General features: G+C 53.2%; 8 protein-coding genes. 5 read left to right on the forward strand and 3 right to left on the reverse strand.

The features are described 5' to 3' along the window. Positions 1 to 14: 14 nt before the first annotated feature. The 3 genes from BW941_RS04435 to BW941_RS04445 all read left to right on the forward strand — a co-directional run bounded on the left by BW941_RS04435 (position 15) and on the right by BW941_RS04445 (position 4794). Entirely contained in the window at positions 15 to 569 is a 555-nt protein-coding gene (locus tag BW941_RS04435) for a gamma carbonic anhydrase family protein (RefSeq protein ID WP_076514444.1), read from the forward strand. Between the two features lie 342 nt (positions 570 to 911). Beyond that, positions 912 to 2426, forward strand: a complete 1515-nt coding sequence (locus tag BW941_RS04440) for a vanadium-dependent haloperoxidase (protein ID WP_076514445.1) — start codon at positions 912 to 914, stop codon at positions 2424 to 2426. Between the two features lie 250 nt (positions 2427 to 2676). Next, a complete protein-coding gene (locus tag BW941_RS04445; RefSeq protein ID WP_076514446.1) occupies positions 2677 to 4794 on the forward strand; it encodes a TRAP transporter large permease subunit in 2118 nt (705 codons plus the stop codon). Positions 4795 to 4905: 111 nt separating this feature from the next. On the opposite strand, the gene BW941_RS04450 is transcribed toward BW941_RS04445, so the two are convergent. Both BW941_RS04450 and BW941_RS04455 read right to left on the reverse strand, forming a co-directional pair. Further along, positions 4906 to 9654: a hypothetical protein gene (locus tag BW941_RS04450; protein WP_076514447.1), complete on the reverse strand. Its 4749-nt coding sequence runs from the start codon at positions 9652 to 9654 to the stop codon at positions 4906 to 4908. A gap of 136 nt (positions 9655 to 9790) precedes the next feature. Next, entirely contained in the window at positions 9791 to 11941 is a 2151-nt protein-coding gene (locus BW941_RS04455) for a sensor histidine kinase (RefSeq protein ID WP_076514448.1), read from the reverse strand. A 122-nt stretch (positions 11942 to 12063) separates the two neighbouring features. On the opposite strand from BW941_RS04455, the gene BW941_RS04460 reads away from it, so the two are divergent. Continuing rightward, entirely contained in the window at positions 12064 to 12714 is a 651-nt protein-coding gene (locus tag BW941_RS04460; RefSeq protein WP_076514449.1) for a response regulator, read from the forward strand. Positions 12715 to 12828: 114 nt separating this feature from the next. Then, a complete protein-coding gene (locus tag BW941_RS04465) occupies positions 12829 to 13824 on the forward strand; it encodes a hypothetical protein (protein ID WP_076514450.1) in 996 nt (331 codons plus the stop codon). A gap of 106 nt (positions 13825 to 13930) precedes the next feature. Here BW941_RS04465 and gdhA read toward each other — a convergent pair whose 3' ends face one another. Beyond that, positions 13931 to 15262 carry an NADP-specific glutamate dehydrogenase gene (gene gdhA, locus BW941_RS04470; protein ID WP_076514451.1) on the reverse strand — a complete coding sequence of 444 codons (1332 nt, stop codon included), beginning with the start codon at positions 15260 to 15262 and terminating at the stop codon, positions 13931 to 13933. Positions 15263 to 15278: the final 16 nt, after the last annotated feature.

Consider the following 15278-nt stretch of genomic DNA (forward strand, 5'->3'; position numbering starts at 1 on the left):
AAATGAGGCCCTGCATGATCCGTCGCCCGAATATCCGTGCTTTCCAAAAAACCGCGCCCAAGCTGGGAGAGTTTGTGTTTGTCGACCGGACCGCAGTGATCATCGGTGATGTACGTATGGGCGAAGACTGTTCGGTCTGGCCCTTCGCCGTAATTCGCGGTGATATGCACCACATTCGGATTGGTTCGCGGGTGTCTGTGCAGGATGGTGCGGTGCTGCACATTACCCACTCATCCGACTTTAATCCGGGCGGTTTCCCTCTGATTATTGGTGATGATGTGACCATCGGCCATCAGGCAATGCTGCATGGTTGTACGATAGGAGACCGGGTGCTCGTTGGTATGAAATCCATGATCATGGACGGTGCTGTCGTTGAGAACGAAGTCATTATCGGTGCTGGCGCTATGGTGCCACCCGGTAAGAAGCTCGAAAGTGGTTTTGTTTACATGGGTTCACCTGCCAAGAAGGCGAGGCCGATCACCGAAAAAGAGCGCAAGTACTTTACCTATACCGCCGAAAACTACGTCAAGCTCAAGGACAAGCACATGGCGGAAGGCTTCGATTATTGAGCGTTATCGTCACCTTTGTGAATCCAATAAAGTTCCCTTTCTAGCTCCATTGACCAGCAAAAAATCGAGTTTCATGATTAATATTGAGTCATGAATGGACTAAGTGTAGCTCGATGGCGTGAATAGTCTTTTGTGTTGTTGTCAATTTGCGCCGCCTTTTGAGTCGTTATACGACAAATAAAATCATTGGGCGTAATTTAGCTTGAACCTGTCTTTTATGTCATGGCAATACCCGTCAAACGCAATGAATCGGAAATGAAAATGGCGCATATTCTTATCTGCCGTGCGGAAGTATTCGGCGGTATTGGGTGCAAACTCTAAATAACAGATAAGGAAAATCTTATGAAACTCCCTCTTCTTAAGGGGCGTCCGCTTGCTCTCGCAGCGTCTGCTCTGCTCTCCATCGCTGTAAACCAGGCTTCTGCCTACGACCTGCAGACAGGAAATGCGCCAGTTGAATTGGTGATCTCAAAAGTCGCGCCTGCAATCTTCCAGGACATCTCAGCGACTGCGGGTGACGCAACCCTGGTTCTGCGTGTGACAGCACAGGTGACCAATGCCTGGTACGACGCGTCGGCGCCTTACCACCCAACGGCGGTAGGTGTGTATTCACGTATTCCTAATCGTCCTGCGTCTGAGAGCGTAGACAACGAGAACATCAATATTGCGACTCTGTATGCGTCTTATCAGGTGCTGAAAGTGCTGCTGCCACAGCGCACTGCAGAATGGCGCGGAATGCTGGTTGAAGCAGGTCTGGATCCTGATGACACCAGTACTGATCTGACTACCCCTGTCGGTATCGGTAACGTTGCCGGTGCAGCAGTGGCAGAAGGTCGTCTGAATGATGGTATGAACCAGGCTGGTTGGATCAATGAAGATGTGCACCCACAGCCGTATGCCGACTATACAGGCTATGAGCCAAAGAACACGGCGTATGATCTCAAGCGTCCTTCAAAGTGGCAGCCAGACGTTCAGCGTAAGGGTCTTGGCCTCTACAAAGTGCAGCAGTTCGTAACGCCTCAGTACGCGAACGTTGAGCCGTATTCTTACGATGATCCAGAGCGTTTCAGTGTGCCTTGGCCTGCGAACAGCTTTGCACCTTTCAAGCACCTGTATAAGCAACAGGCTGATGAAGTTCTGGTTGCGTCAGCGAACCTGACCGAAGAGCAGAAGCTGAAAGCGGAACTGTTTGATAACAAGATCTTTTCTCTCGGTTTCTCTGCTGTGTTCGCGGCTCAGTCTCGTGGCCTGTCTCTGCTTGAGTTCATCCAGCTGGACTTCCTGACCAACATGGCAGCGTTTGATGCCGGTATTTTCGTATGGCAGGAAAAAGCTGAGTACGACGGTGTTCGTCCGTTCTCTGCGATTCAGCACATCTACGGCGATCAGCCGGTTGAAGCCTGGGGCGGCCCGGGTGAAGGCACTGTGATGCTGCCAGCGAACCAATGGCGCGCTTACATGGAAGAAGCGGATCACCCTGAGTACCCATCAGCATCCTCTTGCTTCTGTGCAGCACACTCTCAGTCAGCGCGTGCTTTCCTGGGTGACGACATGCTCGGCTTCCCTGTTGAGTATCCGGCAGGTTCTTCCCGTATCGAGCCAGGCCTGACGCCAGCAGCGGATACCACTCTGGTATTCAATACCTGGAGTGAGTTCGAACAGGACTGTGGTCAGAGCCGCGTTTGGGCAGGTGTTCACTTCCAGGCAGCCGTTGATGAGTCTCTGGCACTGTGTGGTGACTTCGGTGACATGGCTTACGACTACATGCAGTCTCTGATCGATGGTACTGCGCCAGCGCGTGGTCCTAGCCAGCCGCTGCGTGATCCAGCGACATACAGCAACAAGAAGTGGTGGTAAGCCGCTGAGTTGTTAGTTGCTTATTGAGCAGTAGAAACGGGGCCATTGGCCCCGTTTTTTTTGGAGTGCGTAGAGGACAAGGTGCTGGGCTGGAAGCCGCACACTTCGTGCCAGTGGCTTGCCGCTGGGTAAAGTTTCTTGACATGTGTCTATAAAAAACAGATCTTACCGGCGTTTGTATAAATGCTGACCAGTACAGCGGGTTCAGCATTCACTATAAGAAAAAAAGACGTTTCCGGGGCAATCTCTGATGCATAACCAACGCAATGTTAATGCGGCGCTTGAATGGTCGATGGCGCTGCCTGCTTTTCTGATTTTAGTTTTCGTTATCCTGCTGAACACCAGCCATACCGTTCATGGCCAGCTTCTGCAATTGGGCGAGTCGGTATGGGAAGGGTATTTCCAGCTGCGCCAGGACCCGGTTGAGCCAACCTGCGACCCGCAGATGGACATTGATGCTGAGGTTCAGAAGCGCATAGAGGCTGCGCCACCGGCGGATGAGTTTGATCTGTTTGCTGCTCCACCACCCGATCCAGAGGTGCTTCGTCAGTCGCTGACGGCTTCAAAGGCGAGTTGCCAGCTGAAACATCAGCACTATGCAGAGAACATGGATCAGATTACCACGGGGGTTGAGGTATTCCGTTCAGCAGAGCTTGCGGTGTCTAAGTTGGGGGAGATTGGTCTTTCTGCAGAGCGCATCCTGCTTGCTGTGCTGGTACTGATCTGCGGTGGCACGGCGTTGTTCCGTCGTCACCATATTGCACTGAAGCCTATGGAAACCGTGATGGACTATCGTGTCGCGGCGGTGGCTCAGGGCATTGCCTTCACGGTTCTGTTTGATTCGGTCTGGAATTTCAAAGACATCGTTTTCTCCGCGGGCGTCGACGTTTCTACAGAGCACGCCGTTCTGCATTGGATGTGGATAGCGGGTTTCGCGGCTCCGATATTTATCTCGATTTATCAGTTCTTCGTCATTCCTGATGACGCTAAGCCGGGCGGCAGCTTCCTCCGTGCTCAGTTATCTGTGCCCTTGTATGCGAGCATGGCGATTGGTACGGGTCTTTACTTTATTCTCAGTGGTCATCCGGCGGGCGTTGCTATTCATCTGAATCAGATGATGGAAATGTCGCAGCTGTTCCTGAACGTTGGTCTGTATGTGTGGATCGGTATGCTGCTGAAGCGGACCGATATGGCACAGAAGGTGTTCAATATATTCCGGCCTTTCAATCTGGCGCCGGAGATCTTTGCGGTCGTTCTCGTCATACTCGCCGCACTGCCTACGGCTTACACCGGTGGCTCTGGTATTTTCGTTATTGCGGTAGGTGGTCTGATTTATCTGGAGCTGCGCCGCGCAGGCACGCGTCGTCAGCTAGCGCTGGCAGCGACTGCGATGTCTGGCTCTCTGGGGGTGGTACTGCGTCCATGCCTGCTGGTGGTTATCGTTGCGGCACTGAATAAAGAAGTGACCACAGACCAACTGTTTGGCTGGGGTGTAAAAGTATTCTTACTGACGACTACTCTGTTTGCTCTCTATGCTTTGCTCACTCGCAAAGGCGAATCGAATAAAGCAGATTTCAGTAATGATGCCTGGTCGCAGTTCTTCACTTCGCTGCGTCCGCTGATTCCGTACGTCATTATAATCGGTGTTGTTCTGGCCATTTACGCGTTACTGCTGGATGCGTATCTCGACGAATTTTCTGCACCTATCATCCTTCCTGTGATGCTGCTGGCGATTATTGCTTATGAGCGTATTGCACAGGAGAAAGGTCTACTTAAACGTGAAAATCTGAATGCAGATTACGTTGAATCGCGCCTGGCAAATTCGTTCGCGGATCTGAAACACGGCCGTGACAGCATGGAAAAAACCCTGCGTGAGTCGACCACGGAAGCAATCGTTCACATCGGTGCGCTGTTGATGCTGATGGGCATGTCGATGAGTCTTGGCGGCGTTGTCGAACGCGCTGAACTCATGTCGTATATTCCGGTGGACTTCAACTCAGTATGGCTGGCGATGGCAGTGCTCGTATCGATACTGGTGGTGATCGGCATGATCATGGACCCATACGGCGCAGTCGTGCTTGTGAGCGTATCCATCGCAGGTATCGCTTATCAGGCGGGCATTGATCCGGTGCACTTCTGGATGGTGACGCTGGTGGCCTTCGAGCTTGGCTATCTGAGCCCACCTGTTGCGCTTAACCACCTGTTAACACGTCAGGTGGTCGGTGAAGAAGAAGTCCGGTTGTCGAAAGAAGAAGTGATCGGCGAAAACTTCTGGTACCGCCATGAGAAGATCCTGTTGCCGCTGGTGACGATGGCGACAGCTCTGATGATTGTTGCCTTTATACCATTGGCGATTGGGTATTCCTGAGAGTATCAGTTCTCAACTTCGGATGAGTGATTGTTGAGGAATCTGACACAAAAAACGGGGCCATTGGCCCCGTTTTTTTGTTGCTTTGTTTTCGTTATGCGCGAACGGTACTCAGCGCATCAGCTTAGGTGCATTCGCCTCCAGCGAACTGGTGCGCATCAGCTCAGTGGCAATGCTGTAGTCGATATCATTGATATCGACGGTACCCATTACTTCGTCGTAATCCATATCGATGAAGGCCGTTGTTTCCAGCATCAGTGCGTACTGACTGTCCGGCAGCATGGTGTCGGTCATGCCGGATGGCAACGACGGCAGGGTGACCGTGCTCTCTCCCGCGGGCAAGTGAATCGCCCAGGCGGTCTGATAGCCGGCACTCGCCTGAGAGGTTTTCAATCGCAGTGTCGTCAGGTCGCTGTAGCCATTAATACGGTCACGCACCGGCGTCCAGCTGATTGTCGGGTTGTCACTGCTGTCGTTCTGGCTCTCCATGATTGGACGATAGGCAATGCCGCTCGCCACGGAAAATTCAGCAATGTTACCGCTGCGGTCAAGTACATCGCCGGGCTGCCAGTACTCCCAGGTTTCGGTATATGCCGTGCTTGTCAGCCGGGCTTCTGGCAGGTCTATGTCGGCACCGGGCAGTTGCACAGGCGAGCCCAGTGTCAGGAAACCACCCAGGTTGACCAGACCATTGCTGGATACTGCGACTGTCACCAGATCTGTCGCGGTGAAGCTGATGGACAGCTGTTCGCGATCAGCGACGATCGGATTTTCGCCTGCAGGAATGGTGGTGAAGGTCTGGCTACCCAGATCTTCTGCGCTGGTCACCACGCCGCTCTCGACTTTGAAAGCCCACAGATTTCCAGTGACTTCCGTGCCAACCGGAACATCGAAGTAGAGGTCTTGGTAGTAATAGTTGGCTTCGTAGGAGGTCAGGAAGAAGCGATCAACCTCGTGCACAGGCCGATGGTTATCATCGAGCAGCGCCAGGACATAGCTTTCGCCCGTATTGTTATAGAAAGGTACGTAAGAGCGATCTGCTGCCACGCCAAGCTGGTCAAGCTCAGAGTACAGGGTGATATCCTGCCCCGGAACAACGCAGTAGAAGCTCTCGTAGCCGTAGCCGTCATTGAATACGTGCACATTCTGAGTGCCCGACAGCCCCGTGAATGAAGCGATGCCAGACGCATCCGTTGTGACCGTGGCATCGTTGTCGTTCAGCATTACGATAGCCCCTGCGATTGCTGCGCCGTTGGCGTCGCGCACCATCACAGAGATATCTCCGCTACCAGCAACGACATCCGCACATGTGGCCGGGATAAAGCCTGCGTTTGATGCCAGCAACTCAGTGCCATAATTGAGAAGATAGATTGCACTGACGATGTAGCGGTCGTCTGTGGTATTCCAGATGCCATCACTGCCCCAGTATTCACTGGCGGACATCACCAGCTCGCCTGCCGCGTTGTACTCACTGAGCGAGTAATAACTGAAATCATCGTCCGTTTTCCAGATGCCGTCTGCGCCGGGGCTGTAGGCGCTGCTTTCGCGCACAATCAGACCGTCCGAATTGCGCTCTGTGTAGGTGACATTGGTGATCTCTCCCGCAGCATCGAACCCGGTGGTAAACAGCGGGTTGCCGTAAGCGTCTTCGTCGATCTCGCGATAGCCAGCAAGGACGAACGCGCCGGAATCATTGAGCACAAATTCCTCAATGCGGTAAGACGTTGATGACAGTTCGGTGTACTCAATATAGAACAGCAGGGTGTTATTGATGTCGTAGCGCTCGCTTACGATCAGGCGACTACCATCATAGGTCTCGATGATGTAACCACTGCGTACGTCATCGTCGGTAAACCATATAGCATCCGGCCCCGGTTGATTGTACTGGTCGTAGCCTGTGTCTGTGGCGATAGAGTATGGCCAAGCCAGAGTGTCGTCTTCCGTCAGAGGAATATCATCGTTACCGAACGCGGTTGTGCCGACGTCGAGACTGTTGGAGAAATCCGCAGAATACACTTTGTAGCGATAGATCTGACTGTCGCTGAATGCCGGGGCGTTCGGATCGCGCGCGGGGTCATAGTAAAACTGCTTAAGCACACGCCCCTCGGTATCGCGTTCGTACTTCAAGTAGTTGTACGAGGCTGTCGGTAGGTCGTCCGAGGTAAACCAGAGGCCGTCCGCGCCTTTGCTGCTGAAATCCGCACGCTCAAGCTCGTTGTTGGCGTCGTCATACATCCGGTAGCTGTAACCGTAGATATTGTCGTCGCCGCTCAGCCATTTTCCGTCCGGGCCAATACCGTTCACTGGTGCGGTAATCCTGACGGTGCCGGTATCGGTTCCCTTGGTCAGTGACAGGGTGCCGCTGGCAAAGTCATCCGCAGTGAACCATTCGCCATCGAAGCCCGGGCCTCTGTGATTGGCAATAATCAGTAGATCGCCGTCTTCGTTATAGCCGTAGTAACTGTAACCGTTGGCGTAGTCGTCGGCAGTGAACCAGGTGGCATCACTACCGGCTAGGGTATAGTTTGCTGCATACAGCGGCTGGTAGTTATCGCCCAGTAACTGCTGGACGTGAGTGTCGACGACGTCGTCATCGGTAAACCAGATGCCATCCTCGCCCTCATCGTCGTATACGGCGGTGACGGTCTGAGGAATGCTAAGGTCAGTGGTGACGGTGACATAGCTGTCCACTACGTCATCACTGGTGAACCATATTTCATCCGCACCGCTGCCTTTGTAGTTGACGACCTGGCCGCGATTGCCTTCCCCATCGATAACGATTATCTGGTAACCAAGAATACATCCCGGAGAGTCATCTTCGGTAAAGGCAACGCCATCCTGGCCTGGGTCCAGACACGGTAGGCTCAGAATCGCGCCTTCGCTGGCGCCTTCAAATTCAAGAGGGCTTTCCTGCGAAATGACCACCGCGCCACCATTGCTGCTTGCTGCGATATCGTCTTCGGTATACCACACGCCATCCTGTCCGGGATGATCAAAGCCATACGACACGCCCAGGTATCCAAAAGGCGAAATGGTATAGCTCATGATGAAGTCATCGCTGGTGTCGGCGACGGCATCGGCGCCCATGCTTACAGTGGTGACTCTCAACCAGTCATGGGTCGCCGTTGTTTCTGTAATTTGGTAACTATTGCCAGTCGTAATATTGTCGATCGTTCGAGTGAGCTCGTCAGGAATCGGTGCAAATATCGCGTCATGTTGTTGTGCCGCCAGCTGAGCATACAAGCTGGCAATATTGCTTGATGGATCAATCGGCGATGCCTGTGGAGCAATGGGCGTGAAGCCTGCGGGCAGTTCAGGGTCGAGATTCAGGCCAGAAAAATCGTAGAGTGCCTCGCCTGGAGTCGGTGGTGGCGTCACTACTTCGTCTTCGCAGGTGATGGCGACGTTGCTGACATTGCCGGTTAATGTGCCACTGCCGTTGCTTATGGTGCAGGTCTGGCCCGATGGCGCCGAGTTGATGCTGAGTGTCCAGGCGCTGCCACTGGCCATGGCATCAGTGAAGGTCACTGCACCGTTAGTCGCACCGCCATCGTTGAAGAATACACCGTCTTTGTACAGTTCCCAGATCACGCTGCCAGAAGCGCCTGAGGCCGTGCCGCTGATGCTGTACGTGGTGGGGCCGACAACGATGTCCGAACAGGTGATAGAGACAGTCGTCACATTGGCGGTCAGGGAGCCGTTGCCATTGTTGATCGCACAGGTCTGACCGGAAGGCGCGGATTCAATCACCACGGACCAGTCACTGCCGGCGTCCATTGCAGAGGTAAAGGACACATCGCCATTGCCACTACCGCCATCATTGAAAAATACGCCGTCTTTGCGCAGTTCCCAGATCACGCTGCCAGAAGCACCTGAGACCGTGCCGCTGATGCTGTACGTGGTGGGAGCAACCACTTCATCGCTACAGGTGATGGAGACGGTGTCGACATCGGCCGATAGCGTACCACTCCCGTCTGTGACCATGCAGGTCTGACCTGCGGGCGGTGTATTGATGACGACATTCCAGATGCTGCCTTCTTCGATACCCTGATCAGGTGAAAAGAGGACGGAGCCGTTGCTATTACCACCATCACGCACAATGCCGCCGGCGACGCGGGTCTCCCAGATAACAGTGCCGGTTGCCCCTGATATAGTGCCTGAAATACTGAACATTTCTGCCGGAGGTGGTGCAGGCAGGTTCGTCAGATTGCCGTCTTTGACCAGCGTAACCAGCGCATCATAGTCGGCAATGTCAGGATCGTTGTCGATGGCGTCACCGATGTCATCGAGCAGGCCATCCCAGCCCGAGCCGTCGGCTGCAAACGGCGTGGTCAGGGGGTTGCCTGTTGCTGGGATAGTGAATCCTTTGTCAGCAAACGAATTCAGCAGATCAGTGGACGCTGTTGAGGTATCCACCGCGGTTCCGTTGAAGTTCGCAAACCAGTCGGCGGGGCTCTGGCCGGTCGCTTTGGCCATAATCAGGTCGGTAAGCGGTGTGATATTCACCGTGCCTGCGGCCGTCGCATAACTGTGTAAGGTCACAGGCGGATTGCCACCGGTGACTTGCAGTGCGCAGGGCATCGCCCCATTGGCGACTTCGCCCGACCAGTTGCCGTTGGCGTCGGTGGTGACGGATTCAGTAAAGGTGCTGCCGTCAGCGCAAATCGCGGTGACGGTACCATCGGTAATGGCGGCGCCGATGGCGGCGGTACCGGTCAGAGACTGTGTCGTCGCCGGAGCCTCTGGTGTTGGGGTGGAGGGGGTGGGTTGAGGGTCGGATGCCCCTGAACTGGACGAGTCGCTGCAGCCGGTGATTAACACCGCACTGAGGAGGGCTCCAGAGAGAGTAAGACGGTCCATAAAATCTGCCTCGAAAGGGTGGTAGTCAGAGGCAGGAAAATATCCGCAGTGGACATTTTTGGGCACCCTTCTTTAGGGGGGCACACTTTAGGGGGGCAGTTCTGACAGGGCTCTATCAGGACTCGCTGTGTCCGGTTTACGACGCTTCGGGAGGCATAACGTCGATCGGTATGTCCAACTGAACGGTCCAGATGGTGTCACTTTTATCGTGGTGCGTACGGAAGGTGGCCCGCCCACGAATCTGCTCCATGCGCTGGTGGATATTGCGCATGCCCTCGCCCTCTCCTGCGCCTTCAGGGGCGTTGGAAGTCGGCTGGAATGGGTTGCTGACGGTCAGTATCAGATAGCCTTCCTGTTGCCCGACGCAGACTGAAATGTCAGGGTGGCTCATATTTCGGATGGCATTGCTGAAGGCCTCACGCAGTGCCCGGCCGGTTTGCATAATTGCGCCAGCACTGAGGCGGGCATGAGAGTGCGATTGTTGCCAATTCAGGTGTACGCCGTGGTCTTCGCAGCGCGTTATTGCCTCGTCGTGCCAACGCATCAGAGTCTGTTGTAACCCTTCTCCCTGCTCACGGGTGTTGTACAGCAGAATACGCAGGTCATTGATCGCCTCGCGGACCAGCGGCTTATTATCGGGTTGACTGCGGTGCAGCAAACGCAACAACTTAGCACCCAGATCATCGTGTAAGTCCTGGCGTATCCGCTGACGTTCCTCACGGGCACCGTCTGCTCGGGCGGACAGGCTGTCGGTAATGAGTGTGTCCAGTGCCACGATCATGCGGGCGATATTGAGATCGGCGGCTTTAAATTGATGGCGACCTTCCGCTGGGTGAAGTAAACGGATGCATTGCCCGTCGGGGCCCGATACCACCATTTCCGTACCGCGATTGAACACGCCGTTTCTGGCATTATCACGACTCAGCTCGAGCTTGAGCGGACGGAAAACAGCCGACAAAGCATTTTTTAACCGTAACTCTGATTGCTGAGTCTGGTTACTGTCCATGCGTTGACGGAGCAGTTCCGGTACTGACAGTGTCAGCCACTCTTCCAGGTAGTTGCCTTTGCGTTCAAAGAATCGCTTCCAGGCCCATTGGCGAACCGGAAAATACAACCAGCCAACGATGCCCATCGCCACCACCAGACTAGCCTCTTGTGAAAGCCCGACCACCGAGGCCAGCAGCAGATCCACCATAAGGATCGTCAGACCACCGAGGAACCAACCCCAGAGTCGATAAGACCAGCGCTCAATATCAAACATCCGATGGCGGGTGATGCCGATCATAATTCCGGCATAAATGAACACCACGCTGACCAGCAGGACGCTCTGTGGGATGGGTGCGTATAGCTTCAGTATTGCCGGAACGGTGATCGCCACCAACATAAACAGAATCCAGCGTAATACGGCGCGATTTTTCGGGTTGTCTGCGTTGCTGCGCCATTGACTGACCATTCCCACGAGCGGTATCAGCAGCAATAAAGAAAAGGGTAGATAAATGGTGATTGCAAGATGATCATGAACCGGAATCGCCGCCAGAGAGATCAGCAGAAGCGGAAATAAGGCCAACAGCGTATTCAGTCCAGGCGATAACAGAACCCGCGGATAATTCCAGAACAGCAAGGCGAGGCCAGACATAAAAAGGTAACTACTGAACGTGTTCAGGAGTGATAACGCGCGAAACAGAGATTCATCTATAAATAACTCACGGGATGAATACAGCCCGGCACTGATCAGAGCAAAAAAATAGCCAAACCCAGAAATAATAAAACCGTATTTTCCGGGGCTGACGTCACCGGGCAACCACACCAGAATACAGATAATCAGGGCGGCAAGCCCAGCACACATCTGCACCCAGAACGAAAAAGGGAGCGCGGTGATGGTGGCGTCTCTGGCCTGTAACGGATAGCTGCCCAACTCCGTGTGCAGCGTCAGGCGACTCTGCTTGAGGGCGGTCGTCAATACGCCTATGTCGTGCATCAGTGTGCGCATCTCTGTGTGCGTCTCTAGGACGTCGGGTTCTTCTATGATAAGACGAACATCGCCAGGGTAATCGGCCTGATCCGCCGCACCGGTACTAAACGCCAGCACCTCCTCGGCGCTGTATTCACTGGTGTCAGATCCGTGGTCGGTGATGTTGCCGTTCGGTATCAAAGCCACGAGGTGGTTGTCGGATGCAACAAACTCAAGCCCTGTCCGCGGTATGGACAAAGCCACACCAATGACCAGCAGAGCGAGCAGGACGGGGACAGCAATTCCAATAAAAATCCGTGTATTCAGCGACTGCATACCTGCTTCTTCCCCCAGATTGAGGGGTTATCCCCGTGTTATGAATATGTGATGATTCCTTATTCTGATCGCCCTGACGTTGCTGGGCAATAGGACATAGCGGACGTTTTTAAGGTGCCTGGATGAAAACCATACTGATCGTTGAAGACTTGCCTGAGGTTTCGGCCTGGCTTATGTCATTGGTTTGTCGTGTGTTCCCCGACGCAGATATAGAACAGGCACATGACTACGCGACTGCCTGTCATCGACTCACGAGTACTGGACCAGATACGTTGCCTGATCTGGCTCTCATTGATCTTGGGTTGCCCGATGGTGACGGCACAGAACTTATTCAGCATCTGAAAGCAGCACGCCCGGACGCGTACTGTGTGGTTACGACAATTTTCGACGATGCGCAGCATCTGTTCCCTGCACTGCGTGCCGGTGCGGATGGTTACTTATTGAAGGATGAGGACGAACAGGAATTTCTGCGAGCACTCGAAGGTATAATTCACGGACGGCCCCCTTTATCGCCTTCCGTTGCGCAGATGATGTTGCAGCAATTCAGGCCAGCGCAAATGGACGTCCCATTGACGGGGCGCGAAGAAGACGTACTGGTTTTGATTGCGAATGGCTACAGCGTCAGGATGGCTGCCGAGTCATTGGGTATCTCGACGAATACAGCATCCGGCTATTTAAAAGCTCTGTATCAGAAGCTTCATGTGAATAACCGCGCGGAAGCGACAATAAAAGCAGTAAAGATGGGGTTGGTGCTGCCGTCAGATAAGGTCTGATTATTTTCTTTTTTCTGTTACCCGAATTTATCCAATTCGCCCCCCCCCTAAAAGAGGGGGTCATGAGAAGAGTGCTTCTCTCTAAAATGGACCCTCCAACCTAGGGAGAGCACAATGAAAAAATTATTCTTACCCGTGATAGCAATGGCACTGGTTCTTGGCGGTTGCGCCAGTGTGGGGGGCGGTACGGCAAAGTCCCGTCTTGAAACCCACAAGCTGGATGCCATGGACGGAAAAAAAGACGTCTACATCGGTAGTCTCGGTGTGACCTTCGTCACTGAAGATTCGAGCTCATCGAAAGCAACCAGCCCGATGATCCGCCACGGGGCATCGGATTACGCCAATGCCCATCTGCGCGCAAAGCTCTCAGGGGTGCCTGAAACGACCATGCAGGCTATTACCGATCAGGTCTATGCCGATTTGGTGAGTAAGTTGCAGGCGCAGGGCTACACCGTACGTAATTACGCTGACCTGAGTAAGAACAAGCGCTGGAATAAAATCGACAAGCTGGAGTCGCCGTATCTACCGACGGGTATGTCGGCGTTTCGAGGTGGTTTGAACAAAGATTGGCCTACCTATTCACCGACAGGCATGGACCTGATTTATGCACAGAAAATAGCGAACACATTTGCTATTGGCGAGGTAGCTGATGAAATCGGTGTGCCAGTTCTGGCGGCAAACTATACGGTGCATTTTGCCTATTTTGATGATGATGCCGACTACAAAGTGGAATACGGGAAAGGTGCTCTGGGACAGGATCGTCGTACCTTAAGTGCGTCGGTAGCACTAGGACAGGGCATCCAGGTTACCTCTGGCTCGGGACTGTATTTCGCCAATGAAGGTGCAGGAAGCTTCGCCGACAACGGTTATATTCGTTTAAAAGATCCGATCATTGTTGCAGGTGCGTACGGTGAAAATGAAGACACAACATCTGGTGCGACTAAGGCCGTAAATGCGTTCAGTTCACTACTTGGGATGGTCAGCGGCCGCTCCTCTTCCACCACCGAAATTACCGTAAATGCTGTACCTGAGTATTATCAGGAAGGTGCCTTGAAAGTACTGACAGCGGCAAACGAACGCATTGTTAATAAACTGGCGGTAGAAAAATAAGAGAAGATTTCTCTGAATTTAGTACGTAAAAGTCAGGAGTTAAGCTCCTGACTTTCCCAGCTGCTATTGTGTTGAAAGCTCCCGCTGCGAAGTGAGCATCTTTCGATCAACCAATACCATGCGCAACCATCGCCCCCGCGAGTTTCTTGAAACCATAGATGTTCGCCCCGCGGCTGTATGGATAAACGCCATCCTTTTTCTCTACATGCTGAATGCACCGCTCATGGATTTCTTTCATGATGCGGTTCAGTTCTTCATCAACGCGGGAAATTGGCCAGGTTGTTAGCTCAGCATTCTGAGACCGCTCGAGGCCCGACACAGCAACACCGCCAGCGTTAGCTGCTTTCGCAGGGCCATATAACGCGTTGGCATTGAGAAATTGTTTACGTGCTCCGTCGGTTAGCGGCATGTTCGCGCCTTCGCACAGAATGCGCACCTCATTGCCGAGTAAGGTTTCTGCGTCTTTATCATCCAGTTCATTCTGTGTAGCACAAGGCAGCGCGATGTCGGCATTATCAATGCCCCAGGGCTTCTTATCCTCTTGGTATTCACCAACCGAGGCTTCTTCAAGCCGGCCATTCTCGTCGAGTTTCAGTGACTTTATCGAGTTCAGCTCTTTTTCTGTCATCCCGTCTTTGAAATACAGAGTGCCACCAGAATCCGAGACAGTAAGAACAAGAGCGCCTTCAGCGATGGCTTTCTCGGCGGCATGAAGCGCAACATTGCCTGAGCCTGAAATTAAGATACGTTTGTTATCCAGCGAGTCATCATGGGCTTGCAGCATTTCGCGTAGAAAATAAATAACACCGTAACCTGTTGCTTCTTCGCGGCCACAGCTGCCGCCGAACCCTGGGGTTTTGCCTGTGAGTACACCTTCCCAACGGTTATTGATACGAAGGTATTCGCCAAACATAAAGCCGATCTCATTACTGCTGACGTTAATGTCACCCGCAGGCACATCGGTATCCGGGCCTATGTGTCGATACAGCTCCCGCATAAAGGATTGGCAGAAGCGCATAATTTCACGCTGACTTTTTCCTTTAGGGTTAAAGTCAGATCCACCTTTGGCTCCGCCCATGGGTAAGCCGGTGAGTGCATTTTTAAAACACTGCTCAAAACCCAGAAATTTAAGAACACTCTCATTCACTGTCGGGTGAAATCGTAAGCCGCCTTTGTAGGCGCCAAGCAGATTATGAAACTGCACGCGCCATGCGCGGTTAACATGCACTTTCCCTTTATCATCTTCCCAGCTGACGCGGAATTTAATAATCCGGTCTGGCTCAATCAGGCGCTCGATGATATTCCACTCGGCATAGTCATCACTGCTTTCATATTCTTCGGCAATGTCGTCACAGACTTCTTTCACCGCCTGATGAAATTCCTCGGCGTGAGGATGGTAGTTTTCGAGATATTCCTGGTACGTATCGGGGGATGACATGGAAATTTCCTGTGTG

The sequence above is a fragment of the Thalassolituus maritimus genome (assembly GCF_900156675.1).
Taxonomy (GTDB): Bacteria; Pseudomonadota; Gammaproteobacteria; order Pseudomonadales; family Oceanobacteraceae; genus Thalassolituus; species Thalassolituus maritimus.

Bases quoted from the DNA above. Each gene is read 5' to 3' on its own strand.
- BW941_RS04455 (WP_076514448.1), bottom strand. From the start codon at position 11,941: ATGCAGTCGCTGAATACACGGATTTTTATTGGAATTGCTGTCCCCGTC.
- BW941_RS04435 (WP_076514444.1), top strand. From the start codon at position 15: ATGATCCGTCGCCCGAATATCCGTGCTTTCCAAAAAACCGCGCCCAAG.
- BW941_RS04440 (WP_076514445.1), top strand. From the start codon at position 912: ATGAAACTCCCTCTTCTTAAGGGGCGTCCGCTTGCTCTCGCAGCGTCT.
- BW941_RS04465 (WP_076514450.1), top strand. From the start codon at position 12,829: ATGAAAAAATTATTCTTACCCGTGATAGCAATGGCACTGGTTCTTGGC.
- BW941_RS04445 (WP_076514446.1), top strand. From the start codon at position 2,677: ATGCATAACCAACGCAATGTTAATGCGGCGCTTGAATGGTCGATGGCG.
- BW941_RS04460 (WP_076514449.1), top strand. From the start codon at position 12,064: ATGAAAACCATACTGATCGTTGAAGACTTGCCTGAGGTTTCGGCCTGG.
- gdhA (WP_076514451.1), bottom strand. From the start codon at position 15,262: ATGTCATCCCCCGATACGTACCAGGAATATCTCGAAAACTACCATCCT.
- BW941_RS04450 (WP_076514447.1), bottom strand. From the start codon at position 9,654: ATGGACCGTCTTACTCTCTCTGGAGCCCTCCTCAGTGCGGTGTTAATC.